The sequence below is a fragment of the Empedobacter sp. R750 genome (assembly GCF_030324345.1).
GTDB classification, from domain to species: Bacteria; Bacteroidota; Bacteroidia; order Flavobacteriales; family Weeksellaceae; genus Empedobacter; species Empedobacter falsenii_C.
Genome location: NZ_JACAGF010000008.1, coordinates 131,234 through 157,043, shown reverse-complemented (window position 1 = coordinate 157,043; position 25,810 = coordinate 131,234). Strand labels below are relative to the sequence as shown.

Sequence of the window (25,810 nt, the reverse complement as noted above, 5' to 3'; positions counted from 1 at the left end):
TTAAGCCTGCCTGCGCCGATGGTACTGTTACTTACGGGAGAGTAGGTCGTCGCCAGTTTTTATCAAAAGCCTCAAGTGAATAACTTGAGGCTTTTTTTGTGGTTATGGATTTCGCTTTAAGCTGAACTGTAAGCTTTACGCTAACTCAAAACTATGTTCTATAAAACGAGAAGCTTCTTCTTAATAAAAAGGAAGCTTCCTTTTTACAACTAACTCAGAATTTACTACTCATAACTTCCAAAACACCCCTATAATCCCCTCAAGGGGATAGTTTTGTTTAGAATTTTATTCTGATATAATCTTAAGTTATTTAACATAATTCTTATTATTGAGTAAACTAAAAATTAGTTTCGCTTACCGCTTACCGCTTACCGCTTACAACTTACAACTTACAACTTACAACTCAACCCGTGTTAGGGATAGCAGTGAAAATCCTTTTGTAGGAATTAGATTGTCTGTAATTACTTCTATTTTCTTCTACAAAAGATTGGAACGGATAGCCCGACCGAGCGACTTATATTACTTGTTATTGAATTATTAAGAAGAAATTGATGAATCGTATAAATGAAAGGAAAAGAGCGAAGGAACGCCCAAATAATAGACATTTAATGAAGAATTTTTATATATTTAGGTTTTAAAGTAAAGAAGATATGAAACCATTTAATGTGCGTGTATATGCGTTATTGGAGCACAAGGGAAAGGTATTGGTGATTCACGAGCCGTTTCAGGGAGAGTTAATTTATAAGTTTCCTGGAGGTGGACTGGAGTTTGGTGAAGGAACGAAAGATTGTATAAGGAGAGAGATAAAAGAGGAATTGAATTTGAAAGTGGAAGTTCATGAGCATTTTTATACACAAGATTTTTTTGTGCTGAATGCTTTTGATCCAACAGAACAGGTTTTATTGATTTATTATAAAGCAACAATTACAGAGAAGGCATTGGCTAAATTGAAAATTTTGGATGCGGATATCAACGAATTGTTGTGGTTATCGAAAGAAGAATTGAACGTAGAGAAATTTACGCTAGATGCAGATAAAGTGGTCGTTGATTTGTATAAAAAAGAAAACTTCGAATCTTAAGACTCGAAGTTTATTATTTTTTGATCATCAAAATACTGTATAACGGCGTATTTCATCAACAAGGTTTGCTCATTTGTTTTAAGCGGTGGTAAATTTTCCAGTAACTCAAAATGTGGCCAACCATCTGGATCTAATCCATCGAAACGATAAAAGCCAAAAGGTTCTAACACGCGACAAACTGCAATGTGTAATAGATTGAGTTTATCATCTTTTTTGAATCGTTTTTTTCCTTGTCCTAATTCTTGAACACCGATTAAAAAAAGAATCGTATCTAAATCTGGTCTTTCACCGTCTGTGAAATTTTGTTGAAAAAATTCTTCAATCAGTTTCCACTTGTTGGTGTTTGATGATGATTCTTCTGTAAATTTTGATATATCCATTTAGAATTTACGCCCTTTGTGACGCATGTGTGGGTTTTGTAATTGCGAATTACTTACGTTGAAACGTTTCATTTGATCGTTCATCATTTTGATTTGATCAGTAAACATTCCTTTCGAATCGTTTTTCTTCGCTTCTTTAATATAACCTTCCGCTTCTTTCTTTTTACCTTTTGACATTGCAGCTCCAGCCAAAGATAAGTTAGCCATTGCTCTGTCATGATCAAACGATAAACCGTAGTTTAAGGCTTCTTTCATATATTTTTCTGAAACCGCAACATTGTCCTGTGCTTCAGTAATTCCCATCATGTAGTGGTAATATCCCATTTGTTTAGGAATTAATTCTGATGATGGATTTTTGATCTTTTGTAACCATTTTTTCGCTTTTGCCATATCCTCTTTACGTAAAAACCAGAAAGCTAACAAGATGTTTTCGTTTCTGAAATAGAATAAAATTGGAAATACAGCGACTAATAACGAAACAAATCCCCAACCGTATTCGCGAATGGTAAACAAAAAGATTGCTAAAGCGATTAATACAGCGGCGATTACTAATTTAATGTATTTGTTCATCGATTATAAATATGATTTGATATTATCTGCAATTTTGATCATTTTCTCGGCAGATAATTGAAGTTTTGGATTTGAGAAATTGATATCTTGCATTGTATTTAGAGGAACCAAATGCACATGTACATGTGGTACCTCTAAACCAACAACAGCTACGCCAACGCGTAAACAAGGTATTGCTTTTTCTATAGCTTGTGCAATTTCATAAGAAAAGTCCATTAAACCTAAATAGGTTTCTTTGTCTAAATCGAAGATTTTATCGATTTCTTTTTTCGGGATAACCAATACATGACCTTCTACCAAAGGAAAAGCGTCCAAAATAGCGATGTACTTATCGTTTTCGGCAATTTTGTATGATGGTATTTCTCCGTTTATAATTTTAGTGAAAATGCTTGCCATATGTTTTTTAATTTTTGAAATCTTAGTCCAAAGATATTTCTAAAATTTCAAAATTTAAAGTCATTCCGTTAGGTAATGTAATTTCTGCAACTTCTCCAAGTGATTTTCCTAACAATCCTTTTGCGATTGGAGTATTCACAGAGATGCGCATTTTAGCTAAATCAGCTTCAGATTCAGGCACCAAAGTGTACACTAATTCTTGTCCGTTCGCTGTATTTTTTATTTTAACTTTTGATAATATTGATACTTTAGAATGGTCTAATTTAGATTCATCAATTACACGTGCATATGCTACAACTTCTTTCAATTTAGCAATTTGCATCTCTAACATTCCTTGAGCTTCTTTTGCAGCATCGTATTCTGCATTTTCAGATAAATCTCCTTTATCACGCGCATCAGCAATTTGTTGCGAAATTTTTGGACGCTCAAAAGTTTCTAACTGATGAAGCTCTTCACGCAACTTTTCTAATCCTTCTTTCGTTACATATTGTATATTTGCCATAACAACAATGTTTAATTAATTTTTTATTAAATAGGTCTTATAAAATAAATAATCCTACACATATGTAATACTATGCGCAGGACTATTTAGTTATTGTACTACAAAGATAATAAAAAAAATACAGCAAATTAAAAATGAAACAATTTATTAAAACGATTCTAAATAAGGTTATTTTGGTTTGTGTTTTTGCCAGCTTATTTCAAGGTTGTAATTCAGATGACGGTGTAGTAAGTTGTGTGCCAAATACGATTGTAAATGTCTCAATCAATATCAATTTACCTTTATATTCTAATCTAAACAATCCAGGAGGATGGGTATACGTTGATGGAGCAACAGCTGGTTCTAGAGGTTTGATTGTGGTGCGTACAGCTTCTGGTTTCAAAGCTTACGATCGTAATGCGCCGCATATTTGTCCTGGTGCAGAAACTACTTTGTATGTAAAGAATGACATCAGTATTGTATGTGATGCAGATAATTCTGAATGGATTTTATTGACAGGACAACCTACAAAAGTAGCGAACAGAGCGCCAAGAACATACCAAGTGTATGTAAATGCAAATGGAACCCTTACAATAACAAATTAAATTTTTTATCTAAAGTTTTTTTAATTCACTCAAAAAATAATAATCTTTGCAGGCATCGAAATTATACTTCTTTATTATGCATGCATAAGTTTTTCGAATTGTTTTTGAATTAAATTATTTTTAAAAAAAGATAATTTCGTTGTAAAGATTACTCAAATCCATTATTTTTGGTAAATCAAAATTTTATCAATTAAAAAATATTAATAATGAGCATTATTTCGCATATCCATGCAAGACAAATTTTAGATTCTCGTGGTAACCCAACTGTAGAAGTAGACGTGTATACAGAATCAGGTGTTTTAGGTCGTGCAGCTGTTCCATCAGGAGCATCTACAGGAGAGTATGAAGCAGTAGAATTACGTGATGGTGGAGACTTGTACTTAGGTAAAGGAGTTTTGAAAGCTATCGAGAATGTAAATGAAGTGATTGCTCCAGAATTAATTGGTTTTTCTGTTTTTGAACAAAATTTAATCGATCAAGTAATGATTGATTTAGACGGAACTGAAAACAAAGCTAAATTGGGTGCTAATGCAATTTTGGGTGTTTCTTTGGCGGTTGCAAAAGCTGCAGCAGAAGAATTAGGTTTACCATTGTTTAGATACATCGGTGGAGTTAATGCAAACACATTACCAGTTCCAATGATGAATATCGTAAATGGAGGTTCTCACTCTGATGCGCCTATTGCGTTCCAAGAATTCATGATTATGCCAGTTCAGGCAGCATCTTTTTCTGACGCTTTACGCAAAGGAACAGAAGTTTTTCATGCATTAAAGAAAATTTTACACGACCGTGGTTTATCTACAGCAGTAGGTGACGAAGGTGGATTTGCACCAACTTTTGATGGCACAGAAGATGCTTTAGATACTGTAATTTCTGCAATAGAAAAAGCAGGTTACAAAGCAGGTGAAGAAATTATGATTGCATTAGATTGTGCATCATCAGAGTTTTATCACGATGGAAAATATGACTATACAAAATTTGAAGGAGAGAAAGGAGCTATCCGTACTTCTGCAGAGCAAGCAGCTTATTTAGCAGAATTGACAGAGAAATATCCAATTATTTCTATCGAAGATGGTATGGATGAAAACGATTGGGAAGGTTGGAAAATCTTAACAGATAAAATCGGTAAACGTGTTCAGATTGTTGGAGACGATTTATTGGTAACGAATGTAACTAAATTAGAAAAAGCAATTGATGTTGAAACAGCAAATTCTATCTTAGTAAAATTCAATCAAATTGGTACGTTAACAGAAACGATCAAAGCAGTACAAATGGCGCAAAATGCACGTTATACAGCAGTTATGTCTCACCGTTCTGGAGAAACAGAAGATGCTACAATTGCAGATTTAGCTGTTGCTTTGAACACAGGACAAATTAAAACTGGTTCTGCTTCTCGCTCTGATCGTATGGCGAAATACAACCAATTATTACGTATTGAAGAGATTCTTGGAGAAACTGCAATTTTTCCAGGGCTTAAGGCTTTTAAAGTTAAGCGATAAAATAATTTGAGACTGATATTTATCAGTCTCAAATTAATAAAAAAAGTGTAAATTACGCAATAAATAATATAAACTATAAAATGTCAGATAAGGTAATATTAAATTACAACGGAAATGAGTTGGAGCTACCTGTTACAACTGGTACAATGGATGAAAAATCTATTGATATTTCCAAGTTAAGAAGTGCTACTGGATTAATCACAATGGATCCAGGTTACAAAAATACAGGGGCATGCGAATCTAAAATTACATTTTTAGATGGTGAAGAAGGTAAGTTGATGTACCGTGGATATCCTATTGAACAATTAGCAGAGAAATCTTCTTTCGTAGAAGTAATGTATTTGTTAATCAAAGGAGAATTACCTACACAAGCTGAATTAGATAAATTTATCGCTGATATTAATGAGTATAACTATGTGTCAGAAGATTTAATCAAAATCTTAGATGCATTCCCAAGTTCTGCTCACCCAATGGGAGTATTAACATCTTTAACAGCTGCTTTATCAGCATTCAACCCAAAAGTTGTTGATGTTACTTCTCCAGATGATATGTACAAAGCGGCAGTTACTTTATTAGGTAAATTCCCAGTATTAGCGTCTTGGACACAAAGAAAAATTAAAGGATTACCAGTTAACTACTCTAACGATAAATTATCTTATGTAGAAAACTTTTATCAATTATTATTCAAAAAACCAGGTCAAGAATTAGACTTAGATCAAGTTATTATTGATGCAATTGACAAATTATTAATCTTACACGCAGATCATGAGCAAAACTGTTCTACATCAAGTGTACGTTTAGTAGGTTCTTCTCATGCAGGTTTATTTGCTTCTATCTCTGGAGGTATTTCTGCATTATGGGGACCATTACACGGAGGTGCTAACCAAGCAGTATTAGAAATGTTAGAAGCGATCAAAAATGATGGTGGAGATGTTGAAAAATACTTAGCTAAAGCAAAAGATAAAAACGATCCATTCCGTTTAATGGGATTCGGACACCGTGTTTATAAAAACTTTGACCCTCGTGCGAAAATCATCAAAGTAGCTGCGGATAACGTTTTAGAGAAATTAGGAATCAATGATCCTATTTTAGATATTGCGAAAAAATTAGAACAAGCTGCTTTAGAAGACGAGTATTTCAAATCAAGAAACTTATATCCAAACGTAGATTTCTATTCAGGAATTATCTACAAAGCGTTAGATATCCCAACTGAAATGTTTACAGTTATGTTTGCTGTTGGACGTCTACCAGGATGGATTGCACAATGGATGGAAATGCGCGAAACAAATCAACCAATTGGTCGCCCTCGTCAATTATACACAGGAGCACCATTACGTGATTACGTTGAAATTGAAAACAGATAAGAATTTTCTTATTTATCATATAATCCGAAAATCAAACTTTGATTTTCGGATTTTTTTTAACAATTAATTTTTAGAGATTGTTTGTTTAAAATATGTTAAAACCTTATTTTTAAGTAAATTAAATTTTGTAACCATGAAATTTGAGAAAATACATAATAAAGGTCAAGCGCAAATCTTCGAAAACAAATACCTCGAAATGTTGACAAAAGGTCATCCCGCAGTTATTTGGGGAATGTACATTCCTCTACTTTCCTATTGTATTTATTATGGAATTTCTAGTTACGATTTATCAGTCTTAACAGTTGTCAGTCTATTTTTTGGAGCGATGTTATTTTGGACTTTGTTCGAATATTTTGCGCATCGTTATCTTTTTCATTGGACAGCCGAACAACCAAGTCTAAAACGAATTGTTTACATTTTTCACGGAAATCATCATCATTATCCGCGCGATAAACAACGTTTGTTTATGCCTCCAGTTCCAAGTATTCTTTTGGCGTCAATCATTTTCTTGATTCAATATTTAATTTTAGGGAAATACACCTTTGCTTTCTTTCCTGGTTTTATGATTGGCTATTTATTGTATGCGTCTATGCATTATTTGATTCACGCTGTTGCACCGCCTTTCAAGTTTATGAAACCTCTTTGGCGCAATCATCATTTGCATCACTATAAAGACGAAGAATTAGGTTTTGGAGTTTCAAATACGTTTTGGGATCGTATTTTCGGAACAATGTTCGACTTAAAGCATGAAAAAGAAGACAAAGAAAAAGTAAAAGAATTGATGTTTGAGAAGAAAAGTTAATATGAATAATATCAAAACTATAATACTTTTATTGTTGTTTTCTAATTTGCTTTTTGCTCAAGAAATAAAAGAAGATTTTTCAGCTGAATTAGTGATTTTAAATGATGAAAATTTAAAAGAAATAATTACGAATATAAATCTTAATGATTATTGTATTAATAAGGGCTATGTTTGGTATTTAAATTATAAAAAAGATTATTTACAATTATCAAGTATTTCTAGATACAAACTTTATGGAATAAAGACTAATTATTATGCAACTATGATTAATAATAACCTTATTTTCATAAGATTAAATAAAGAAAATGATTTGATTTTTAAGAAGTTAGGATTCAGGATTAATTTAAATGATTTCAAATCAAATATAATCTCAACTGGACCTCATACTACTTCTTGGTATTTTAAAAAGGTAAATGAAAAAACAGAATTGGTAAAAGAAAATATCTTTCCATGTGTTTATAATTAGATGTTTGAGAAGAAAAGTTAATTTTTCGTATCTTCCGTCAAATTAAGTTCACACAGAAAATGAAAAAATATACTTTACTTGCAATTGGATTACTTGCTTTCAATCAAGCAAACGCGCAATATTCTAAAGAAAATCAAAAGAAATATGTCGAAGAATTAGCCTCCGATGCTATGCAAGGTCGAAAATTTGGAACGCCCGAAAATCGATTGGCTGCTGAATTGATTGCTGAAAAATTCAAACAAAATAAATTAAAACCTTGTGTTGGTGATTCATATTTAATCGAATTTGAATATAAAGGGAAAACGGGACAAAATGTTTGTGGAATCAAAGAAGGGAAATCGTCTGATATTTATGCTGTAGGTGCGCATTTTGATCATGTTGGAACAGATGACAAAGGCGATGATAAAGTTTTTAATGGTGCGGATGATAATGCAAGTGGAACTTCGGCTGTAATGGCTTTATCTGATTATTTCAAAAATAAAAAAGTTAAACAAACCATGATGTTTATGGCTTTTGATGCTGAAGAAATTGGATTAATTGGTTCTAAAATGTTGGTAGAAAATACAGATTTTCAGTCTTATTTACCAAATATGAAAGTGATGTTGAATCTTGAAATGATTGGAACTGTTTCTGCTTTCGGCGAAGGAAAAGTGTATATGACGGGTAGCGATCGTTCGGATTTGATGAATTTGATGAACAACAATTCGACTAAAACATTCAAAGTCGAAAACGATCCTTATTTGCAGCAAAAATTATTTTATCGTTCGGATAATGTAAATTTTGTAAATCACAAAGTGGTATCACATGCGCTTTCTTCTGTAAACATGGAAAATCAACATCATTATCATCAAAAAAATGATGAAGTTTCGGTGATTAATTTCGAAAATCTATCAGAAATTACGCAAGGAATTGGACATTCTTTATACGAAATGATGAAGAAAAATATTCAACCAAAATATAACAACTAATGGATAAAGCAATTAATATTGTTAGTGTTGCGGTTATTGTAATTTTATTGTTAGCATTTTTATCAGAAAAATTTTTCCCTATAAAAGGTCTTGAATTGTTTTATGAGAAAAAGTTTTATCTCGCAATTATCTATTTAATTTTAAGAGTTTCCAGAATTTATATTCTTCGAAAATCAAAATAAATTTTTAAATCCGTTCCAATTTCTGAACGGATTTTTTAGTACCTTTTATTTACTTAAAATAAATGTATGGAAGGTTATTTAGGAATTGTTTTGCGCTGTATTTCGGTGTATTTTTTTATGTTAATTGCACTTAGAATTTTTGGGAAACAACAATTATCGCAATTAAATACAGCAGATGTTATTTTGATTTTATTGATTAGTAATGCTGTTCAAAATGCGATGGTTGGTTCAGATTCGAGCTTGCAAGGTGGATTGATAGCAGCTTTTGTATTGTTTCTTTTAAATTTTATTGTCAAAAAGATCATGCTGAAAAGTAATTTTTTAGGAAACTTAATTGAACAGAAACCCGAAATTTTAATCCGTAATGGTAAAGCAGATTTTACGATGTTGAGCAAATTGGGAATTAATTCGGAAGAATTGAACGAAGCAATGCGCGAACATGGTGTGGAGCATATCAAAGATGTAAAATTGGCAATGATGGAGATTGACGGAAATATTTCAATCGTCACAACAGATAAAAATCAGTTTAAGGAAACACATTATAAACGCAAACATAATCACAAAAATTTACAGGGAGTTAATTAATTTGTAACAATTTAGATTATACATATACTTATATTAAAACTAAATCTATGAGCAAATTTATCAATCCAATTAGTTATTTTCTTTTTGCAATTATATTATTTTTGATTCTTTCTAATAAATTTTTCCCAATCGAAGCTTTAGAAGAATTATATAAATATAGAATTGTTCTGATTATTCTTTATGTTGTTTTAAGAGTGTTAAAACATTATGTATTCAAAGAAAAACAAATAATAAATGAATGATTTAGTAAACGGGATTATCAAACAATTCCAGTATTATAAACAATTGGGTGAAAAAACATTTTCGCAATTATCAGATGAAGAATTGTTTTGGCAATACAATGAAAACTCTAATAGCATTGCGATTATTGTGAATCATCTTTCAGGAAATATGTTGTCGCGTTGGACTGATTTTTTGACAACAGATGGTGAAAAAGAGTGGCGAAATCGTGATGAAGAATTTGAAGATACAATCAAAACGAAACAACAATTTTTAGATAAATGGGAGAAAGGTTGGAAGTGTTTGTTTGATGCTTTAGCACAAATCAAAACGGATGAAGATTTACAACAAATCATCTATATCCGAAATGAAGGACACACGGTAATAGAAGCCATAAATCGTCAATTGGCGCATTATCCTTATCATGTTGGTCAAATTGTTTTTATAGGAAAATTAATAAAAGACAATGAATGGAATTCACTTTCGATTCCAAAGAATAAATCAGCAGATTATAATCAAACGAAGTTTTCGGTAGATAAGAAAACACAGCATTTTACAGATGAGTTTTTAGATGATAAAGAAAAATAAAAAAAAGCTCCATTCGGAGCTTTTCAGGTTTTATGCTAAATTTTCTTCTTTCTGTAGAAGCATTTTATAAATTAATCCACCTACAATTGCACCTGCAATAGGAGCAACCCAGAATAACCATAATTATGTTAAAGGTTCGCCGCCTACAAAAATAGCTTGTGATGTAGAGCGAGCAGGATTTACAGATGTGTTAGTGATTGGAATAGAGATTAAGTGAATTAATGTTAAGGCTAAACCAATTGCGATTCCAGCAAATTTTCCGTTTGCAAATTTGTCTGTCGCACCTAAAATAACAATTAAGAAGAAGGCTGTTAAGACAAATTCAATTAAAAAAGCAGATAACATGCTGTAACCATGTGGTGAAAATGCGCCATATCCATTTGATGCAAATGCACCAGCTTTGGTATTATCAATTGCAAAATCTGCATTTCCCGAAGCGATAGCATATAATACTCCAGCGGCAGCGATAGCTCCTAATACTTGCGAAATAATGTAAGGAAATAATTGTTTTCCTTCAAATCGTCCTCCAGCAAATAAACCGAAAGAGACAGCAGGGTTGAAATGTCATCCTGAAATATGACCAACTGCGTAAGCCATTGTCAATACAGTAAGACCAAATGCTAATGCAACACCAGCGTAACCAATTCCTAATTCTGGGATTCCTGCAGCAAAGATAGCACTACCACAACCTTCAAAGACTAACCAAAAAGTACTGAAAAACTCGGTAGCATAATTTTTTATAATGTTATATTAAAAGTTTAGTTGGAATGAATTTAAGAAAATTTTAAGAAATAAAAACATTTTAAACATTTAATTTATTTTCAATAAAAAAATCGCTCCGATTTCTCAGAGCGATTTGTATTTATAATATATTCTTTCTAGAATAATTAATCCATATATGCTTCGATAGGAGCACAAGTACAGATTAAGTTACGATCTCCGTAAGCATCATCAATACGAGAAACAGAAGCAAAGAATTTACGTTCGCGAACCCATTCTGCTGGATATGCAGCTTTAGAACGAGAATAAGGATATTCCCACTCGTCTGCCGTAATTAAGTGAATTGGGTGAGGCGCGTTGTGTAATACGTTGTTATCAACTGGATAATCTCCGTTAGCAACTTCATCAATCTCTTGACGAATAGAAATTAATGCATCACAAAAACGATCTAATTCTGCTTTGTTTTCAGATTCTGTTGGCTCAACCATCAATGTTCCAGCAACTGGGAAAGATACTGTTGGCGCATGGAATCCATAATCAATCAAACGTTTTGCGATATCAGTTACTTCGATACCTGCTTTTTTGAATGGACGACAATCTAAGATAAATTCGTGTGCCACTACATTGTTTCCATTTGTATATAAAATATCAAAATGTTTCTCTAAACGAGTTTTCATGTAATTAGCATTCAAAATTGCACCTTGTGTCGCTTTCAATAAACCTTCAGCACCTAACATTAAAATGTAAGAGTAAGAAATAGGTAAAATGAACGCAGAACCATAAGGAGCCGCAGCAAATGTATTTGTAGCTTCTTTTCCTCCAGTTTCGATTAATGGAGAAGATCCTAAGAAAGGAGCTAAATGTGCTTTCACACAAATTGGTCCTACACCAGGTCCTCCACCTCCGTGAGGAATAGCGAATGTTTTGTGTAAGTTAAGGTGACAAACGTCTGCACCAATATTTCCTGGAGAAGTTAATCCAACTTGCGCATTCATATTTGCACCGTCCATATAAACCTGACCTCCATAAGCGTGAATCATTTCAGTAACTTCTTCGATATTGCTATCAAAAGCGCCATACGTTGATGGATAAGTAATCATCAATGCAGCTAAGTTATCTTTGTGTTTTTCACATTTTTCTTTCAAATCAACTAAATCTGTTTCACCAGATTCTAAGTTTTTCACAACAACAACTTGCATTCCAGCCATTGCAGCAGAAGCAGGGTTAGTTCCGTGAGCAGATTGTGGAATTAAAGCAACATTTCTGTGTCCTTCTCCTCTTGCTTCAAAGTAAGAACGGATTACCATCAATCCTGCATATTCTCCTTGTGCACCAGAATTTGGTTGTAAAGAAGTTGCATCAAAACCTGTGATTACAGCTAAATAATCTTCTAAGTTTTGGATTAATGTTTGGTAACCTTCTACTTGATCTTTTGGAGTGAAAGGGTGTACATTCCCCATTCTTTCCCAAGACATGTGCAATAATTCTGTTGCAGCATTCAATTTCATTGTACAAGAACCTAATGCAATCATCGATTGGTTAAGAGCCAAATCTTTACGCTCTAAACGTTTGATGTAACGCATTAATTCTGTTTCTGTATGATATAAATTGAAGTTTTCGTGTGTTAAGAAATCAGAAGTTCTGATTAAATCTTGAGGTAAATAAGAATCATCTACTTCAAATTCGAAACCATCTTCTGTATTTTTAATTGTAGCAAAAACACTTAAAATTTCGAAAATATCTTCTTCAGAAGTCATTTCATCAATTGTGATTGAAATTTTTCCGTTCTCGAATCCATTTACATTAATTTTTTCTTCTGCAAAAATCTTTACAATTTCGTCTGAGTTTTCAACTTCAATTTGAATGGTATCGAAGAAATTTGTATTCACTAATTTAAATCCTAAATGCTCTAAACCTCCATGTAAAACAGCTGCTTTAGTATGGATTTGATCAGCGATATATTGTAAACCATCTTTTCCGTGGTAAACCGCGTAGAAAGAAGCCATAACCGCTAACAATACTTGTGCAGTACAAATGTTAGAAGTTGCTTTTTCACGTTTGATGTGTTGCTCACGTGTTTGTAAAGCCATACGTAACGCATAGTTTCCTAAACGATCTTGAGAAACTCCAATAATACGTCCTGGAATTACACGTTTGTATTCTTCTGTACAAGATAAGAAAGCCGCGTGTGGTCCACCGTATCCCATTGGAACACCAAAACGTTGAGAAGTACCAATTGCGATATCAGCTCCCCATTCACCTGGAGGTGTTAATAATGTTAAAGCTAATAAATCGGTTGCAACAGCAACTTTTACGTTAACCGCATTTGCTTTTTCTACAAATGATCTATAATTATTGATTTGTCCTCCTTTTCCGATGTATTGTACAATCGCTCCGAAGAATTCTTCTGTTAATTCAGTTGTTTCAAAGTTTCCAACAACTAATTCAATTCCTAAACCATGTGCTTTCGTTTCTAAAACCGCTACAGATTGAGGGAATAAATTATCTGCTACAAAAAATTTGTTGACATTGTTTTTCTTTTGATCACGAGAACGAGATTCAAATAATATGTGCATTGCTTCACCACATGCAGTACCTTCGTCTAATAAAGAGGCATTTGCGATAGGTAAACCTGTTAAATCAGAAATAACAGTTTGGAAATTTAATAAAGCTTCTAAACGTCCTTGCGCAATTTCCGCTTGGTATGGTGTATAAGCTGTGTACCAACCAGCATTTTCTAATACATTACGTTGAATTGGCGCTGGTAAAATTGTACCATAATATCCATATCCAAGATAATTTTTTACTTTTTTATTTTTTGAAGCGATTTCAGCTAAATGATTAATAGCTTCAAATTCTGATAGAGCTTCTGGTAAATCCAAAGCATTTTTCAATCGAATGTTCTGAGGAACCGTCGCCTCAATTAAAGAATCAATAGAATCTTTCCCAATTACAGAAAGCATTTCAGCTGCTTGCTGCGCATTGTTTCCAATATGTCTAATGGAAAAATCGTTTGTGTTCATTGTGTTTGCGCTATGTTTATTTTCGCGTAAAAATACGTTTTTTTATCTTAAAATAAAAGCGATTAACAATCTTAAAAATTAATCGAATGAATGCATTAAAAATTATTTTTTTTAGAAATAAATGTGAATAAAATCTTTCTTTTTTTTCAAAAAATAGTAATATTGGCAGTAGAATTGAGATAAATAATTCGGTAGAATTTCTTAAATTTATTCTACGTTTAAAAAATCTAAGCAAACAAACGATTTTATGGAACTTAATGAAAATACTTCTGAAGTCAAAAAAGAGAAAAAATTTCCATTCTTAAAGAAATTGGAAATCATGATGGAAGATGCTAAGTTAGAGGATGCGAAAAAATCTAAAATGAAACGTGTTCATAAAAAAGGCAATTCGCAAATCGCTAAAAAAATGGGAGAAGAAGCTGTAGAAATGGTTATTGCTTCGGAACAAGACAATGATGATAACTTTTTGGAAGAATCGGCAGATGTTTTCTTTTATTACCTTATGGCTTTACATGCACGTGGTTTTGAATTGAAAGATGTTTTGGAGATTTTAAAGAAAAGGCACAAAAAATAATTAACACACACTAATATGCAAAAGGGCGGAACGTCGATGAAATTAATAATTGCTGCTGCAATTGTTATTTTTTCTCTTATAAAATATTTTTCTTCTTCAGAAGTCAATGAAATTACAGGCGAAAAGCAATATATTTCATTAACCAAAGATGACGAAATTGCGATGGGAATTAATTCGGCTCCGCAAATGGCACAAGAGTTTGGTGGACTATCTCGAAATGCTCAATTCCAGGAGCTTGTAAAACGAGTAGGCGCGAAAGTGGTTAATAATAGTGATGCGCGCAAAACCAATTATCCATTTCAGTTTTATGTGTTAGCAGATAATCGAACTGTAAATGCTTTTGCATTGCCTGGTGGACCAATTTTTATTACCGAAGCCTTGTTGACTCGTTTGCAAAACGAAGATCAATTGGCTGGAGTTTTGGGACACGAAGTTGGTCACGTTATTGCGCGCCATAGTGCAGAACAAATGTCGAAACAAGAGCTTTCGCAAGGAATTGCAGGTGCGGCTGGCGTTGCCGCTGGAGATGCAAATTCGGCTTATTATGCACAAGTTGTGGCAAATATGGTGAATATGAAATATGGTCGTGATGATGAATTGGAGTCTGATGATTTGGGCGTTCGATTTATGATTCAGGCAGGATATAATCCAGAAGCATTGATTGGTGTAATGGATATTTTGGAAGAAGCTTCGGGAGGAAGCCAAGTTCCAGAATTTCAGAGTACGCATCCATCGCCATCAAACCGTCGCGAAAAAATAAAAGCTGCAATTGAGAAATACAGAAATCAGTAGATTTTAATTCATTGTAATGATAAGAAAAATACTTTTATCAGTTCTTTTATGCACAAATATTACATTTTCTCATGCTCAAGATTATGATCAAATCAGTAAAGAAATTTGTAAATCAATTACAAAAGATCAATCATTATCAGGAAAAATAAAATTCCCAGATTTTAGAGATTTTATCAAAACGGATGCTGATAAATTTTTAATATCAGATGTAAATGTTTTTCAGTTCAATTTACAAAAGAGTTTGATTAAAAATTGTACTGAATTTCCTTTTATAGAGAATTATTCTTTGGTTCCGTTTTCAAATGTTGTTGATTTAGAAAAAGTCTTTAATAGAGAAGATTTAGCAAAACTTGAAAAACAATTAAAGGAAATTCAAAAGACCAGTCGTTTTCAGTTATTTATAATTTCTACAGATGATTATTTTCCAAATGAAAATATAACAGATTATTCATTTTCAATTCTTAATAATAATAGTTCGGATTTATTTCAAAAGGGAAATATGATAATTGTGTTTAATTTAAAATCAAGAGAAGTTAGAATTTCGACGAACAAGATTGCTCAAAATATAATTTCTGACGAATTTTCTCAAAAGCTAATTGATGAGATAATTGTTCCAAATTTTAGTGAGGAAAAGTATTTTGAAGGAATCAATGAAGCTATTGTAAAAATTAATGAAAAAATAGTTGCAGAAGATTAAATAATTTAAACAGAGTTAATAAATTGAAAGTCCATTTTTCATTTCTTGAAGTTTTATATCTTGCTCAAGTTATTTGTTGTTTCATCTATTTTAAATTTACAGATAGATTAGGTTATATGATAAATGAAGATACTTTTTATAAAGTGTCGAGCTTGTATATGCAACCAGAACAAGATGATGATGCTTGTTTTGTTCTTATTGGAATTTTTTCTTTTTTAGCTTTATTGATTAGTATGTTTAATAAAAATAAATTAACAATCCTTTTCGTTTATTTATTATCAACGTTTCTATCATTCTTAATTATCAAAAAGGGAGAAATAGATTCAACAATTCTAAATGGAAATTATATTTTGTTATTAATAATGCTTGTTATAGGAGTATTAACAATTTACTTTTTATACTTATTGATTCGCAGAGTTTTCAAATTAAAATAGATTTTTCTATTCCAAAAACTTTGCTTTCAATTCTGGAGTAGGTAACCAGCAACTTTCTTGTTTTCCGAACCAACGATAACGATTTTTCGCAATAAAACTATAAACCATATCGCGTAAAGGTTTTGGAACAATCATAAAAATAGTCAACCACGAAGTTATTCCATCCAAATATTTCGAAATTTTAAGTGCTGCAGATGATTTGGTATAAAATTTATCATCTTCAATAAAAACGACAGAATCAAATTTTGAGGCATCCAAATTATTTTCTTTCAAGAAATTTTGTCCAAAATCAGATTGTAATGAAGCAAACTGAAATTGATTTTTATCGTCATGTTCAATCACAAATTGAACAGATTGATTGCATAAATTGCAAATTCCATCAAACAAAATAATTTTCCTCGTTTTCATACAATAAATATACGACAAAAGTAGCTAAACTCTAAAGGTTATTTTTAAATTAGCCAAAATTAACAATCAATCATGTTTAGCGAATATTTATTCCGAAAAGTTGATAATTCTCCACTTGTAATTTTCCGAATAATCTTTGGTTTATTAATTGTTGCAGAATGTTGGGGAGCCATTTTTACAGGTTGGGTACAAACAAATTTTGTTGAACCACACATTACATTTTCGTTCATCGGATTCGAGTGGACCAATGTTTTCTTGGGACAAAATATGATTTATTTGTATGTGCTCATGGGAATTTTAGGTTGGTTTATCGTGTTTGGTTTTGCTTACCGATTTTCCATTATCGTATTTTCGATCTTATGGTCGTTGACGTATTTCATGCAAAAAACAAGTTACAACAACCATTATTATCTGTTTATGCTAGTTTCGTGGATGATGACAATAATTCCTGCGCATCATTTCTTTTCGATTGATAGTTTGATTTTCCCGAAAATAAAACGTCTAACCATGCGCAATTGGGTACCAACTTTATTCATTATTCAGTTATTGATTGTTTACACTTTTGCTGCTTTCGCTAAGATTTATCCAGATTGGTTTAACGGTGTTTTTTTACAAATGAAATTCCATGAATATGGCGATTTATTGACGACAAAATATAATCTTGTTGGTTTAGGAAAAGTTGTAAGTAGTTTAGAGTTTGCGCAAGTGTTTGCTTGGGGTGGTTTCTTTTTTGATTTATTAATAATTCCAGCAATGTTGATGAATAGAACGCGCGGAATTGCTTTCAAATGTGCTGTAGCCTTTCATATTTTTAATTCAGCAGTTTTCGGGATTGGGATATTTCCTTTTTTCGCTTTGGCGATGTTAATTTTCTTTTATGATCCCGTTAAGATTCAGGAAGTTGTTTTTCCTAAAAAATCATTTATGATGGATCGTTCAGATGATGATAATTTATTGACAACACGCCGTGTCATGTTCTCTTATTTGATATTTTTCTATGTGATTTGGCAAATATATTTACCTGTTCGCCATTATTTTATTCCGGGAAATGTTTTTTGGACAGAGGAAGGTCATCGCATGGCTTGGCGAATGATGTTGCGTAACAAAGCGGGTGAAGTTGTGGTATATGTTTCGAAACCAGATCCGCAGAAAAAAGGTAAATTCTTGAAACGCGAGAAAGTAGATTTGACAAAATATCTAACCTTCAAACAAATGTCAAAAATGGCGGTTAGCCCAGATATGATGTGGCAATTTGCACGTTATGTAAAATATGATTATGCGAAAAATGGTGTGAAAGATGTCAAAGTTTTTGTGGATGCAAAAGTTTCTGTCAATGGTAGCGATTATTATCAATTTACAAATCCAAATTACAATTTAGCTTATACAACTTGGAGTTATTTTGGTCATCAAAAATGGATTCAGCCAACACCAAAAGAGTTGAATTTATCTTATTTTGAATAAATTTATGTAACTTTATAGGACAACAATCAAAGAAATACAATTATGAAATATACATTATTCGCAATAGCTTTTTCGGTTTTATTATTTTCTTGTGGTAACAAAGAAAATGCTGGAGTAGAAGCTTATAAAGGTTTGGATAAGCAAAAGCAAGAACAAAAAGATTTGGATAGTATTGGGAAGGAAGCGCAACAAACGTTTGATGATTTCAAATTGGCGTTGTCGATGAAAGATACAACGACAACTAATTTTATTGTCAAACAAATGTATGATATTCCGAATGCGACACAAAAAGAGCATATTTGGATTCGTGATGTATATTCGGACAACGACCAATTAAAAGGAATTGTGGACAACGTACCTCAATACACAAAATTGGTTAAACACAATGATACAATTGTGATAGATCCAACTAAATTATCAGATTGGATGTATTATAAAGGTGATAAAATGATTGGTGGATTTACAATAAAATATATGCGTAGTAAAATGACTGATGCGCAGAAAAAAGAGTTTGATAAACAATATAAAGTAAAATTTGAGGATTAATTTCTGCTCAGAAAATAATAAAATCAAAAAGGCAATCTTTCGTTAGATTGCCTTTTAATTTTGAAATTATTTTCCTTAATCAATCAAAGACAATTGAATTTTACGTTTTTCTGTATCAATTCCAATTACGGTTACTTCAATTTGTTGACTCAAATGCACTTTTGAATTTACATCTGAAATAAATTCATTCGAAATTTTAGAAATATGAATCAAACCATTTTCTTTGATTCCTATATCTACAAAACAGCCAAAATTGGTAATATTATTAATAATTCCAGGAACTTTCATGCCCAATTGCAAATCTTCGAATTTCTTTAATCGTTGATCAAAACTAAAAACTTTTGCAGTAGAACGCGGATCTAAACCAGGTTTTTCAAGTTCTTTTTTAATATCTTCTAAAGTTGGTAAACCTACTTTTTCGGTAATATATTTGGTTAAATCAAGTTGATTAATCAATTCTTTATTTTGAATCAAATCTTTCAAATCAACTTTCAAATCTTTCGCCATTTTCTCTACAAGTGTATACGATTCTGGGTGAACAGCAGAATTATCTAACGGATTTTTTGCATTCGGAATTCGTAAAAAAGCAGAAGCTTGTAAGAATGCTTTTTCACCCAAACGAGGAACTTTTAGTAACTCTTTTCTCGAATTAAATGCACCATTTTCGCTTCGATATTCTACAATATTTTCAGCCATTTTTTCACCAATTCCTGCAACATAATTTAGTAAATGTTTACTTGCCGTGTTCAGATTTACACCAACTTTGTTCACACAGAAAGAAACAACATCATCCAACTCATTTTTCAATAAAGTTTGATCGACATCATGTTGATACTGACCAACTCCAATCGATTTTGGCTCTATTTTCACCAATTCTGCCAAAGGATCTTGTAAACGACGACCTATAGAAACAGCACCGCGAACAGTAACATCTTTATCTGGAAATTCGTCGCGCGCAATTTTAGAAGCCGAATAAACCGAAGCTCCAGCTTCATTCACAACAAAAACTTTTAGCGGACGATCAAATGCAATGTTCTGTACCAAGTTTTCTGTCTCGCGAGAAGCCGTTCCATTTCCTATCGAAATTGCATCGACATTATAAGCATTGACAAGCGATTTTAGTTTTTTGATAGCTTGCACTTTTTCATTTTGTGGCGCATGCGGATAGATATTTTCGTTGTGCAACAAATCGCCTTGCTCATCTAAAACGACAACTTTACATCCCGATTTATAACCAGGATCTATTGCCAAAATTCTTTTTTCTCCCAAAGGTGGCGCCAAAAGCAATTGATTTAAGTTTTTCGAAAAAACATTGATTGACGTTTCATCTGCTTTTTGTTTTGCCTCTTTCAACACTTCATTTGAGATTGAAGGAGCTAAAAGTCGTTTGTACGCATCTTTTATCGCTTCTTCAATAACCCACGAAACTTCTGGTTGAATAGATTTGATCAACGTATACTCCAAAAATTTGAAGGCTTCTTTTTTATCAATTGATACATTTACTTTTAAAAAACCTTCATTTTCGCCGCGTAAAATAGCCAATAATCGGTGAGAAGCAATTTTTTTCAATAGTTCTTCGTATTCAAAATAGTTCGAGTATTTAGCCGAATCTTCATCATCTATTTTAGATTTTATTAGTTTACTTTCAATCAAAGCAGATTTTCTGAAAATATCTCGCAATCGATGACGCACATACTCATTTTCATTGATCCATTCTGCAATAATATCTTGCACACCTGCAAAAGCATCTTCGATACTTATCACATCTTCATTTAGATATTTTTTTGCTAAATCATCCAAATCAGGAATATTATTTTGCTTCATGATGATTTTTGCCAAAGGCTCTAAACCTTTTTCTTTTGCAATGGTTGCACGTGTTTTTTTCTTCTTTTTATAAGGAAGATATAAATCTTCTAATTGAACCAAATCAAAACTTTTCTGAATACGTTGTTGTAATTCGTTACTCAATTGATTCTGCTCTTCCAATGTTTTTAAAATAAATTCTTTTCGAGAAACAATTTCATTGTATTGATTTTGCAGTTTTTTTATAGCAGAAATTTGAACTTCATCAAGATTTCCTGTGACCTCTTTTCTATATCTTGCAATAAAGGGTATGGTATTATCTTCATTCAAACAATTTACTGTATTGTTGATTGATTTTTCTGAAATAGAATTAAGATGTTGATGAATGTATTGAATCAAATTCATGTTAAAAGTTTGGCCTTGCAAATTACTATTTTTCACAAATATAAAAAATAGCATGTTTTATTTATATAGGTCGTATTTAATAGAGTATTTTTTTATATAATAATCTAAATATTTAGAGTTTTTTATATCAGTCTTATTTTAAATAAAAAAGAATAATAAAAAATTTCTAAAAAGTTTTGGTATTTATTAAATTATTTCTAAATTTGACCATAGGTAGTAGAGAGTAAGATTGATTTTTTTTAATGTTAAATTTATACTTACTAGTGTAAGTTTTTTTTAAAATCAATTGGGTTTAAGCTGAGGAGCTTAAACCCGTTTTTTTTTTATACAACTTTCTTATCTTTGAGCAAATATATCTACAAAATGGCTCGTATAAAATTAGATTTTTCAGACAAATTTTTATTTTCAACAATAATACCAGTACGCATAACTGATCTCAATTATGGAAATCATTTGGCAAACGATAAAGTATTGTCCATTATACATGAATCGCGAATTCAGTTTTTTCAACATTATGGTTATTCCGAATTAGATTTTGCAGGTGTAAGTGTGATAATGGGTGATGTTGCGATTGAGTATAAAAATCAAGCTTTTTATGGCGATGAATTGTTGATTGAGATTGGTGTGCAAGATTTTTCGCGCGTTAGTTTTGATATCATCTATAAAATTTCTACAAAAGATAAATTAATTGCAAAAGCTAAAACAGGAATTGTAACCTTCGATTATCAACAAAATAAAGTGGTTGAGGTTCCTCAAAAGATAAAAGATCTTTTCGAAGTTGTATAATCTTATAAATTAATTACGCTAATCATTTAAGTCTTTGTAAATTTGCACCGAGTTATGAAGATTTTACCATATAAAAATTTATTTGTCGGAATTACCGACACATTGCAACAAATTTTCTTCGAAGGAAAATATGCAGATAAAGAAGTTGAGCGAACATTGAAATCGAACAAGCAATGGGGAGCGCGCGATCGTGCTTTTATTGCGGAAACGGTTTACGATTTAGTTCGTTGGAAACGTTTGGTTGAAGGCGCAATGAGCCGTCCGCTTTCTCCTGATACAATTTGGGAGTTTGTTGGAACTTGGTTTGCTTTAGATCCAGAACAAACGTTACCAAAATGGGAAGAATTTCAGAAAATCTATCCAAAAGAAGTCTTGAAAAGACATCACAACTCGTCTAAAAATGTTGCGGTTGCAGAATCGTATCCAGATTGGATGTTCGAGTTAGGAGAGAAGTCTTTGGGAAATCGTTGGTTAGATGAAGTGCATGCAATGAACTCGCAAGCGCCAACAGTTTTACGTGTAAATTCATTGAAAACGGATCGTAAAACATTGCAAAAAGCATTGAAAGAACGTAGAATAAAAACGAAAGTTTTATCGAAATATCAAGATGCTTTAGAGCTTGAAGAGAAAACAAATATTTTCCGTACAGATGAATTTCAGAATGGTTGGTTCGAAGTTCAAGATGCAGGATCACAATTGATCGCGCCATATTTACGTGTTCAACCAGGAATGCGTGTGGTAGATGCTTGTGCTGGTGCAGGAGGAAAAACATTGCATTTAGCTGCTTTGATGGAAAACAAAGGACAAATTATTGCAATGGATTTGTACGATTGGAAATTGAAAGAATTGAAACGTCGTGCAAAACGTAACAATGTGCAAAATGTACAAACAAAGGTAATTGAAGCAAAAACAATCAAGCGTATGGAGAATTCTGCTGATCGTTTGTTGATTGATGCGCCTTGTTCTGGAATGGGAGTTTTGAAACGTAATCCTGATGCGAAATGGAAATTAAGACCAGAATTTATTGACGAAATTTTAGCAACACAAGAAAAAATCTTAGCTGATTATTCCAAAATTATTAAAGTTGGTGGAATGATGGTTTATGCTACGTGTTCTATTTTGCCACAAGAAAATGAGCAACAAGTAGAAAAATTCTTGAAAAATCATCCAAATTATAAAATGGTTTCAGATAAAATGCATTATCCATCTCAAACTAATTATGATGGATTTTACATGGCTTTGATCGAAAGAATTTCTTAAGCTGATAATTATATAAGATACATTAAAAGACCAAGATATTCTTGGTCTTTTTTTATTATATTTAAAATAAAAATTGAGATGAAGAATATTCTAATTCCAAAGCATCTAATTTTAAGCTTTATTTTGTTTTTAATTGTTCAGTTTTTAATACTAAAAATCATTCTGGTAAATGACAGAAGTTTGTCTAGTATGTTTGGTTTATTTTTCAATTTACCTATTGCAATAATTTTTATCTTTCTTTCAATATTTAGCTATTTAAAATTCAAAAAAACAACATCATTACTACCAATTATAATTTTACTTATCTACATTATTTTATCTATTTTGAATATGATATTTAATTAATCCTAAACCTCACTCGTCTATTCTCAAAATTTTTCCAATCAATACAATTTTCGGCAGGATTACATTCTTTGTGTTTCAAATCCGAAAAGCCTTTGGCAGAAATTGAAAATCGATTTTTATTCAGGCCTTTTTCTGCCAAATAATTCAATACCGCATTTGCTCTTCGTTGTGATAAATCGAAATTATAAGATTCAGTTCCAACGGCGTCTGTGTGACCTTCGATGATAAAATGATGCGACGGATTTCGTTTCATAATTGCAACAACTTCATTCAATTTGGCATAATCAATCGCTCTGATTTCAGCTTTATCAAAATTGAATTCGACTGTTTCCATCAAATAATTTGAATAATCTTGAACATAATTTCCAATCTTTTTATCACTCAAATTATTTTCAGGACAGCCATTTCCAAAACGATTTCCTTTTATATACGGACATTCATCTTCGATATCCATCACGCCATCGCCATCTGTATCATAATCATTGTTGTAATTTTCTATATTTCCTTTCTGGATCAATAAATTATAAGGTGTTGAAATATTGAATTCAGTTCCAATTTTCTCAATTTCTTTTCGATATCGTCCATCTTTTTTGCACATTTCACCGCAACGTTCCTCATCTTTTAAGAGATAATCAATTTTTTGTTTTGCCCAATAAAACTTAATTGCTTCGGTAAATTCACTTGGATTTGGTTGTTTGATTTCAAAATTTTGAGTGAAATTTTGGTTCGATTGATTACCAATAATTTCTATTTTTTTTGGATAACGACGATTACAATCGCGTGAAACAAAATTGACAGAATTTTGAGCTAAATACGTATTGAAATTCTTCGGAAACGTTTCGTTGAGGTTGATTTGGGATGATTGAACTTTAAGATGATAAATAGAAGAATTCAAAACAGCTTGCTGAAATTGTGTTATTTTCTGATTCAATTCTCTTGGTTCATTGACCGTAATCGGAAGCGTTCCTGTTGCCAAACTAATAAAATTCATCGCATGATAATCCAATTCTTTTCCAATTCCTAATGTTATAAATTGTGTGTCTTTTGCATAATTTCGGAGTGAATTGTAAACCGTTTCATTCAAATTTATCGCTCCATCCGATATAATTGTAATGATTCGTTTATAATTTTTATCAAAAGGATTTTTCTGAATTTGCTCTATTGCTTCGTTCAATAATTTTTCTCCAGTTCCATTCAAAGAATTAATTTTTTCTAAAGCTAAATTGATGTTTTCTTTGGTTGAAAATTGAGATTCTTTAAAAACTAATTCATTTTTTGTCGAATAAATCAGCACATTAAATTTATCTGTTTCGGTTAAATTTGGTAAAATTTGATTCATCAACTTTTTAACAGTTTCAATTGGTTGATTCATCATTGATCCAGAAGTATCTAAAACAAATAAAAATTCTCGCGAAGCTTTATATTTAGAAGGATTATTTGCTGGTTCAATTGATCCTAAAATATAATCGCAACCATTTTCGGTAAATGTTTCAATTCCGGTTTGTAGTTCATTTTTTGTATAAGCATATTGAAGAGTTGGAATCTTTTTATCCGAATTTTTTGAAACATAATTTCGATCATTTTCCTTTGAAAACTTTAAATCAGAAACAATTTTTGAAATCGGGAAATTTCCAGAAAGATGAATATTTGAATTTATGTTTTTCGGAAAACCATTCAATTGATTGTTCCAACGATGAATTTGCGTAAAAGATTCTGTTCGTTTGACGATAAATTCTGGAAACGAAACTTGATAATTAAAACTATTTTCTTCAACAATTTTCGAAACTTTTAGCTGAATTTTTAGTATAGTATTCGCAGGAATTTTTCCTAAATCTAATTGTAAAACTTGATTGTTGTGTTGATTTTTAAAAATAGTTGAAGCATCAATATTTTTTAACTCTTTTCGAATATCTACGATCGATTTGGATTGAATTTCGAAAATTTTATCATTTACAAAAGCTTTTAATTCGTACACATTTTGCGAAGGCTGATAAGGATAAATAAATTTAGCCGAAATATCTTCCGAAGAATTGTTCAGAAAAGTAAAAGTATGACTCAAATTTCCCAATAAATGATGAAAATTGTAGTTATTTTCGAGAGAAATTGCATCTATTTTTTCAAAATCTTCCTCATTTTTAAGTTCCAAATACGGAAAAATTTGCTGTGCACAACAAAATGTATTCAGTAGAATAAAAAAAATGGAAAAAAATAGATTTTTTGCGTTCAACGAATCAATTTTAAAAATTCAATGTAAAGATAATGAAAGAATTGATGTGTTTTCTATCATAAGTTATTGTAAAGTTTAATGTATATTTAATAAATTATCAAATCAGAAATAATTATTCAATCATATCTAAAAAAGATTGGTTTAA

General features: G+C 31.6%; 26 protein-coding genes and 1 pseudogene. 18 read left to right on the top strand and 9 right to left on the bottom strand.

Features of this window, described 5'->3' with window-relative positions:
* Window positions 1–650 precede the first annotated feature (650 nt).
* Window positions 651–1,079, top strand: a complete 429-nt coding sequence (locus HXZ74_RS10210) for an NUDIX domain-containing protein (protein ID WP_180905999.1) — start codon at window positions 651–653, stop codon at window positions 1,077–1,079.
* Here the strand turns inward: HXZ74_RS10210 and HXZ74_RS10205 are convergent.
* From HXZ74_RS10205 to greA, 4 genes are read right to left on the bottom strand one after another with little or no spacing between them, the layout of a single operon-like run.
* Complete coding sequence (locus HXZ74_RS10205; protein WP_280063424.1) at window positions 1,076–1,459, bottom strand: hypothetical protein; 384 nt, start codon at window positions 1,457–1,459, stop codon at window positions 1,076–1,078. The genes HXZ74_RS10210 and HXZ74_RS10205 overlap by 4 nt on opposite strands.
* Window positions 1,460–2,029: a tetratricopeptide repeat protein gene (locus HXZ74_RS10200; RefSeq protein ID WP_038333778.1), complete on the bottom strand. Its 570-nt coding sequence runs from the start codon at window positions 2,027–2,029 to the stop codon at window positions 1,460–1,462.
* 3 nt (window positions 2,030–2,032) lie between these two features.
* Entirely contained in the window at window positions 2,033–2,425 is a 393-nt protein-coding gene (locus tag HXZ74_RS10195) for an HIT family protein (protein WP_280063425.1), read from the bottom strand.
* A 22-nt stretch (window positions 2,426–2,447) separates the two neighbouring features.
* On the bottom strand, window positions 2,448–2,927 hold the full coding sequence (greA, locus tag HXZ74_RS10190) for a transcription elongation factor GreA (RefSeq protein ID WP_019976987.1): 480 nt from the start codon (window positions 2,925–2,927) through the stop codon (window positions 2,448–2,450).
* 134 nt (window positions 2,928–3,061) lie between these two features.
* Here greA and HXZ74_RS10185 point away from each other — a divergent pair, with 134 nt between their 5' ends.
* From HXZ74_RS10185 to HXZ74_RS10140, 10 genes are all read left to right on the top strand, one after another.
* Window positions 3,062–3,511 (top strand): hypothetical protein, encoded by a 450-nt coding sequence (locus HXZ74_RS10185; protein WP_114999220.1) that lies wholly within the window; start codon window positions 3,062–3,064, stop codon window positions 3,509–3,511.
* Between the two features lie 206 nt (window positions 3,512–3,717).
* Window positions 3,718–5,010, top strand: a complete 1,293-nt coding sequence (gene eno / locus HXZ74_RS10180) for a phosphopyruvate hydratase (protein WP_280063426.1) — start codon at window positions 3,718–3,720, stop codon at window positions 5,008–5,010.
* An 80-nt stretch (window positions 5,011–5,090) separates the two neighbouring features.
* The gene (locus tag HXZ74_RS10175; RefSeq protein WP_286475189.1) at window positions 5,091–6,374 is read left to right on the top strand and encodes a citrate synthase; all 1,284 of its coding nucleotides are present in this window, start codon (window positions 5,091–5,093) and stop codon (window positions 6,372–6,374) included.
* Window positions 6,375–6,507: 133 nt separating this feature from the next.
* Window positions 6,508–7,176, top strand: coding sequence for a sterol desaturase family protein (locus tag HXZ74_RS10170; protein WP_286475188.1), 669 nt, complete (start codon window positions 6,508–6,510; stop codon window positions 7,174–7,176).
* A 1-nt stretch (window position 7,177) separates the two neighbouring features.
* Window positions 7,178–7,642 carry a hypothetical protein gene (locus tag HXZ74_RS10165; protein ID WP_286475184.1) on the top strand — a complete coding sequence of 155 codons (465 nt, stop codon included), beginning with the start codon at window positions 7,178–7,180 and terminating at the stop codon, window positions 7,640–7,642.
* A gap of 59 nt (window positions 7,643–7,701) precedes the next feature.
* Entirely contained in the window at window positions 7,702–8,610 is a 909-nt protein-coding gene (locus tag HXZ74_RS10160) for a M28 family metallopeptidase (protein ID WP_286475182.1), read from the top strand.
* Window positions 8,610–8,792: a hypothetical protein gene (locus tag HXZ74_RS10155; RefSeq protein ID WP_286475181.1), complete on the top strand. Its 183-nt coding sequence runs from the start codon at window positions 8,610–8,612 to the stop codon at window positions 8,790–8,792. Before HXZ74_RS10160 ends, HXZ74_RS10155 begins: the two co-directional genes overlap by 1 nt.
* A gap of 66 nt (window positions 8,793–8,858) precedes the next feature.
* Entirely contained in the window at window positions 8,859–9,377 is a 519-nt protein-coding gene (locus HXZ74_RS10150; RefSeq protein ID WP_286475179.1) for a DUF421 domain-containing protein, read from the top strand.
* Window positions 9,378–9,424: 47 nt separating this feature from the next.
* Window positions 9,425–9,619 (top strand): hypothetical protein, encoded by a 195-nt coding sequence (locus tag HXZ74_RS10145; protein ID WP_286475177.1) that lies wholly within the window; start codon window positions 9,425–9,427, stop codon window positions 9,617–9,619.
* Entirely contained in the window at window positions 9,612–10,184 is a 573-nt protein-coding gene (locus tag HXZ74_RS10140) for a DUF1572 family protein (protein WP_286475174.1), read from the top strand. Before HXZ74_RS10145 ends, HXZ74_RS10140 begins: the two co-directional genes overlap by 8 nt.
* 30 nt (window positions 10,185–10,214) lie before the next feature.
* Here the strand turns inward: HXZ74_RS10140 and aqpZ are convergent.
* Both aqpZ and gcvP read right to left on the bottom strand, forming a co-directional pair.
* Window positions 10,215–10,925, bottom strand: a pseudogene (gene aqpZ, locus HXZ74_RS10135) (aquaporin Z).
* Between the two features lie 146 nt (window positions 10,926–11,071).
* A complete protein-coding gene (gene gcvP, locus HXZ74_RS10130) occupies window positions 11,072–13,927 on the bottom strand; it encodes an aminomethyl-transferring glycine dehydrogenase (RefSeq protein ID WP_286475172.1) in 2,856 nt (951 codons plus the stop codon).
* Between the two features lie 247 nt (window positions 13,928–14,174).
* Between gcvP and hisE the strand changes: the two genes are divergently transcribed.
* From hisE to HXZ74_RS10115, 3 genes are read left to right on the top strand one after another with little or no spacing between them, the layout of a single operon-like run.
* A complete protein-coding gene (gene hisE, locus HXZ74_RS10125; protein ID WP_280062523.1) occupies window positions 14,175–14,501 on the top strand; it encodes a phosphoribosyl-ATP diphosphatase in 327 nt (108 codons plus the stop codon).
* 15 nt (window positions 14,502–14,516) lie between these two features.
* Window positions 14,517–15,293: a M48 family metalloprotease gene (locus HXZ74_RS10120; RefSeq protein WP_280062522.1), complete on the top strand. Its 777-nt coding sequence runs from the start codon at window positions 14,517–14,519 to the stop codon at window positions 15,291–15,293.
* A 16-nt stretch (window positions 15,294–15,309) separates the two neighbouring features.
* Window positions 15,310–15,990 (top strand): TPM domain-containing protein, encoded by a 681-nt coding sequence (locus HXZ74_RS10115; protein WP_280062521.1) that lies wholly within the window; start codon window positions 15,310–15,312, stop codon window positions 15,988–15,990.
* 440 nt (window positions 15,991–16,430) lie between these two features.
* Here HXZ74_RS10115 and HXZ74_RS10110 read toward each other — a convergent pair whose 3' ends face one another.
* Window positions 16,431–16,832, bottom strand: a complete 402-nt coding sequence (locus HXZ74_RS10110) for a thiol-disulfide oxidoreductase DCC family protein (protein ID WP_280062520.1) — start codon at window positions 16,830–16,832, stop codon at window positions 16,431–16,433.
* Between the two features lie 72 nt (window positions 16,833–16,904).
* Between HXZ74_RS10110 and HXZ74_RS10105 the strand changes: the two genes are divergently transcribed.
* Both HXZ74_RS10105 and HXZ74_RS10100 read left to right on the top strand, forming a co-directional pair.
* A complete protein-coding gene (locus HXZ74_RS10105; RefSeq protein WP_286475170.1) occupies window positions 16,905–18,293 on the top strand; it encodes an HTTM domain-containing protein in 1,389 nt (462 codons plus the stop codon).
* Window positions 18,294–18,335: 42 nt separating this feature from the next.
* Complete coding sequence (locus HXZ74_RS10100) at window positions 18,336–18,839, top strand: DUF2314 domain-containing protein (protein WP_219034560.1); 504 nt, start codon at window positions 18,336–18,338, stop codon at window positions 18,837–18,839.
* A gap of 75 nt (window positions 18,840–18,914) precedes the next feature.
* On the opposite strand, the gene HXZ74_RS10095 is transcribed toward HXZ74_RS10100, so the two are convergent.
* A complete protein-coding gene (locus tag HXZ74_RS10095; protein ID WP_286475168.1) occupies window positions 18,915–21,047 on the bottom strand; it encodes a Tex family protein in 2,133 nt (710 codons plus the stop codon).
* A gap of 363 nt (window positions 21,048–21,410) precedes the next feature.
* Between HXZ74_RS10095 and HXZ74_RS10090 the strand changes: the two genes are divergently transcribed.
* Entirely contained in the window at window positions 21,411–21,833 is a 423-nt protein-coding gene (locus tag HXZ74_RS10090) for an acyl-CoA thioesterase (RefSeq protein WP_286475166.1), read from the top strand.
* Window positions 21,834–21,887: 54 nt separating this feature from the next.
* Window positions 21,888–23,093: an RsmB/NOP family class I SAM-dependent RNA methyltransferase gene (locus HXZ74_RS10085; protein ID WP_286475164.1), complete on the top strand. Its 1,206-nt coding sequence runs from the start codon at window positions 21,888–21,890 to the stop codon at window positions 23,091–23,093.
* A gap of 337 nt (window positions 23,094–23,430) precedes the next feature.
* Here the strand turns inward: HXZ74_RS10085 and HXZ74_RS10080 are convergent, their stop codons facing one another.
* Window positions 23,431–25,584 carry an OmpA family protein gene (locus HXZ74_RS10080; protein WP_286475162.1) on the bottom strand — a complete coding sequence of 718 codons (2,154 nt, stop codon included), beginning with the start codon at window positions 25,582–25,584 and terminating at the stop codon, window positions 23,431–23,433.
* Window positions 25,585–25,810: the final 226 nt, after the last annotated feature.

What these genes read in the sequence shown, in the direction of transcription:
- HXZ74_RS10210 (WP_180905999.1), top strand. Translation starts at nt 651, where the DNA reads ATGAAACCATTTAATGTGCGTGTATATGCGTTATTGGAGCACAAGGGA.
- HXZ74_RS10205 (WP_280063424.1), bottom strand. Translation starts at nt 1,459, where the DNA reads ATGGATATATCAAAATTTACAGAAGAATCATCATCAAACACCAACAAG.
- HXZ74_RS10200 (WP_038333778.1), bottom strand. Translation starts at nt 2,029, where the DNA reads ATGAACAAATACATTAAATTAGTAATCGCCGCTGTATTAATCGCTTTA.
- HXZ74_RS10195 (WP_280063425.1), bottom strand. Translation starts at nt 2,425, where the DNA reads ATGGCAAGCATTTTCACTAAAATTATAAACGGAGAAATACCATCATAC.
- greA (WP_019976987.1), bottom strand. Translation starts at nt 2,927, where the DNA reads ATGGCAAATATACAATATGTAACGAAAGAAGGATTAGAAAAGTTGCGT.
- HXZ74_RS10185 (WP_114999220.1), top strand. Translation starts at nt 3,062, where the DNA reads ATGAAACAATTTATTAAAACGATTCTAAATAAGGTTATTTTGGTTTGT.
- eno (WP_280063426.1), top strand. Translation starts at nt 3,718, where the DNA reads ATGAGCATTATTTCGCATATCCATGCAAGACAAATTTTAGATTCTCGT.
- HXZ74_RS10175 (WP_286475189.1), top strand. Translation starts at nt 5,091, where the DNA reads ATGTCAGATAAGGTAATATTAAATTACAACGGAAATGAGTTGGAGCTA.
- HXZ74_RS10170 (WP_286475188.1), top strand. Translation starts at nt 6,508, where the DNA reads ATGAAATTTGAGAAAATACATAATAAAGGTCAAGCGCAAATCTTCGAA.
- HXZ74_RS10165 (WP_286475184.1), top strand. Translation starts at nt 7,178, where the DNA reads ATGAATAATATCAAAACTATAATACTTTTATTGTTGTTTTCTAATTTG.
- HXZ74_RS10160 (WP_286475182.1), top strand. Translation starts at nt 7,702, where the DNA reads ATGAAAAAATATACTTTACTTGCAATTGGATTACTTGCTTTCAATCAA.
- HXZ74_RS10155 (WP_286475181.1), top strand. Translation starts at nt 8,610, where the DNA reads ATGGATAAAGCAATTAATATTGTTAGTGTTGCGGTTATTGTAATTTTA.
- HXZ74_RS10150 (WP_286475179.1), top strand. Translation starts at nt 8,859, where the DNA reads ATGGAAGGTTATTTAGGAATTGTTTTGCGCTGTATTTCGGTGTATTTT.
- HXZ74_RS10145 (WP_286475177.1), top strand. Translation starts at nt 9,425, where the DNA reads ATGAGCAAATTTATCAATCCAATTAGTTATTTTCTTTTTGCAATTATA.
- HXZ74_RS10140 (WP_286475174.1), top strand. Translation starts at nt 9,612, where the DNA reads ATGAATGATTTAGTAAACGGGATTATCAAACAATTCCAGTATTATAAA.
- gcvP (WP_286475172.1), bottom strand. Translation starts at nt 13,927, where the DNA reads ATGAACACAAACGATTTTTCCATTAGACATATTGGAAACAATGCGCAG.
- hisE (WP_280062523.1), top strand. Translation starts at nt 14,175, where the DNA reads ATGGAACTTAATGAAAATACTTCTGAAGTCAAAAAAGAGAAAAAATTT.
- HXZ74_RS10120 (WP_280062522.1), top strand. Translation starts at nt 14,517, where the DNA reads ATGCAAAAGGGCGGAACGTCGATGAAATTAATAATTGCTGCTGCAATT.
- HXZ74_RS10115 (WP_280062521.1), top strand. Translation starts at nt 15,310, where the DNA reads ATGATAAGAAAAATACTTTTATCAGTTCTTTTATGCACAAATATTACA.
- HXZ74_RS10110 (WP_280062520.1), bottom strand. Translation starts at nt 16,832, where the DNA reads ATGAAAACGAGGAAAATTATTTTGTTTGATGGAATTTGCAATTTATGC.
- HXZ74_RS10105 (WP_286475170.1), top strand. Translation starts at nt 16,905, where the DNA reads ATGTTTAGCGAATATTTATTCCGAAAAGTTGATAATTCTCCACTTGTA.
- HXZ74_RS10100 (WP_219034560.1), top strand. Translation starts at nt 18,336, where the DNA reads ATGAAATATACATTATTCGCAATAGCTTTTTCGGTTTTATTATTTTCT.
- HXZ74_RS10095 (WP_286475168.1), bottom strand. Translation starts at nt 21,047, where the DNA reads ATGAATTTGATTCAATACATTCATCAACATCTTAATTCTATTTCAGAA.
- HXZ74_RS10090 (WP_286475166.1), top strand. Translation starts at nt 21,411, where the DNA reads ATGGCTCGTATAAAATTAGATTTTTCAGACAAATTTTTATTTTCAACA.
- HXZ74_RS10085 (WP_286475164.1), top strand. Translation starts at nt 21,888, where the DNA reads ATGAAGATTTTACCATATAAAAATTTATTTGTCGGAATTACCGACACA.